We start from the raw sequence: 2,229 nt of genomic DNA on the forward strand, positions 1-2,229 counted from the left end.
AGCTGGCTTCACTAAGTCACTTGGCGACGCAGAAAACACTCAAGTTATCGATACAACTAAATTCGCCTTTGGACGTTACTACAAGTTCGACATCCCAACAACAGTGAAAGCTGATGTTGCAGGTGGTGTAGACATCGAAAACACTGCGGCTCAAGTAGTAAACTACTACAACCCAACTACTAAGAAAGTTGAAAAACCATCTAAACCAACTGAAAAACGTGTAAACAACGTTCCAGTTGAAGTGGAATTCAACTTCACTAAACGTTTGGAAGGTCGTGAGCTTAAAGCTAACGAATTCAGCTTTGTTCTTAAAGATTCAACAGGTAAAACTCTTGAAACTGTGAAGAACGATGCGGCTGGTAACGTTAAGTTCAAAGCTCTTGAATTCAAGAAAGGCCAAGAAGGCGTACACAACTACACAGTAGAAGAAGTTAAAGGCACAGACGCAACCGTTACATACGACACAATGAAAGCGAATGTAACAGTTACAGTTAAACACGATGGAACAGCTAAAGTTCTTATCGCGACTGTAGGTGCAATTGCGGACAAAGAATTTAACAACCGTGTGACTCCTCCAGAAGAACCTAAGTTCCAACCAGAGAAATATGTTCTTAGCGATGGTAACGGTAAGTTTGATATCACTGGTACTAAGCTTCTTGATGATGATGCAGAGTTGACAGATAAGTACGCAGACACAAATGCGAACCCATACGCTGATAAAGCTGATAACAACGAAGCAGAAAACATCAATACGAAAGCCGTGAAACGTGGCGAAACTATTAACTACCAAGTATGGCTTGATACAACTAAATTTGATGCAAACAATAAGGATAACATCCAAACTGTTGGTATTACTGACAACTATGATGAAGCTAAATTGGATGTTAAGGTATCTGATATCAAGGCTTACGATGGTAAGACTGGTAAAGATGTTACTGATAAATTCAACATCTCAATTGCTAATGGTGTAATCACAGCTAACCTTAAAGATGGCTTCACTAAGTCACTTGGCGATGCAGAAAACACTCAAATCATCGATACTACTAAGTTCGAATTTGGACGTTACTACAAGTTTGTCATCCCAGCTAAAGTTTCTGACGGTGCTTACGATGGTGCTGAAATTGAAAATACAGCAGCTCAAGTAGTTAACTACTACAACCCAACTACTAAGAAGACCGAAAAACCAGAGAAACCAACTGAAAAGCGTGTCAACAATGTTCCAATGGCTATTCAGTTAATCTTCGGTAAGACACTTAATGGTCGTCAATTGAAAGATAAGGAATTTAACTTTGTCTTGAAAGACGAAGCAGGAAAAGTTCTTGAAACTGTTCAGAATGATGCTAAAGGCAAAGTAACTTTCTCTACTATTAATTATGGAAGAGACGATCTTGGTAAGACCTTTAACTACACTGTAGAAGAAGTTAAAGGAACTGATACAACAGTTACTTATGACAATATGAAAGTCAACGTTACTGTTAAAGTTATTCAACCTTCAGCAGGTAATCAATTATCAACAGTTATCTCTTATGCTACAGTTGGTGGAAATTCTTATGAATCAGACGACAGAATTTTCGATAACAACGTAACTCCTAACTTCAAACCAGAGAAATACGTTGTTTCAGAACCAAGCTTCGACATCATTGGCAACAAACTTGCTGATGACGACGATTCAGCTGATAAAGTTGAAATCCAAAACTTGAATGGTAAGACCCTCAAACGTGGTCAAAAGATCTACTATCAAGTATGGCTTGATACTCGTGACTTCACAGCAGAAAGCAATCTTCAAACAGTTGGTATCACAGATAACTACGAAGAAGATAAGCTTGACATCAACGCTGCTGATATCAAGGTTTACGATGGTATCACTGGTGCTGATGTTACTGATAAGTTCGACATCAAGGTTGAAAATGGTGTTCTCTACGGTACATCTAAAGCAAGCTTGACTAAAGCTATTAGTGCAACAGATGCTACTCCAGTCATCGATACAACTAAATTTGAGTTTGGTCGTTACTATAAATTTGATATCCCAGCTGTTGTTAAAGACATTGATGCTAACGACGGTGTAGATATTGAAAATACAGCCAACCAAACAATTCACCAATACAACCCATTCAATAAGAAAGTTACAACTCCTGAAAAGCCAACTCAAACACGTGAAAACAACGTTCCAGTTCCACTCGAGTTCAACTATACTAAACGACTTGAAGGACGTGAGTTGACTGCAGGTGA

The 2,229-nt window shown here is 38.6% G+C and carries 1 protein-coding gene; it reads left to right on the plus strand.

Annotated elements, in window-relative coordinates; genetic code table 11:
• Positions 1-2,229 (plus strand): SspB-related isopeptide-forming adhesin (locus tag HMPREF2571_RS10605; RefSeq protein WP_305367033.1); only part of this gene is annotated, 2,229 nt, incomplete at both ends.

Origin of the sequence: Streptococcus sp. HMSC068F04, from assembly GCF_001837455.1 — a bacterium.
GTDB classification, from domain to species: Bacteria; Bacillota; Bacilli; order Lactobacillales; family Streptococcaceae; genus Streptococcus; species Streptococcus salivarius_D.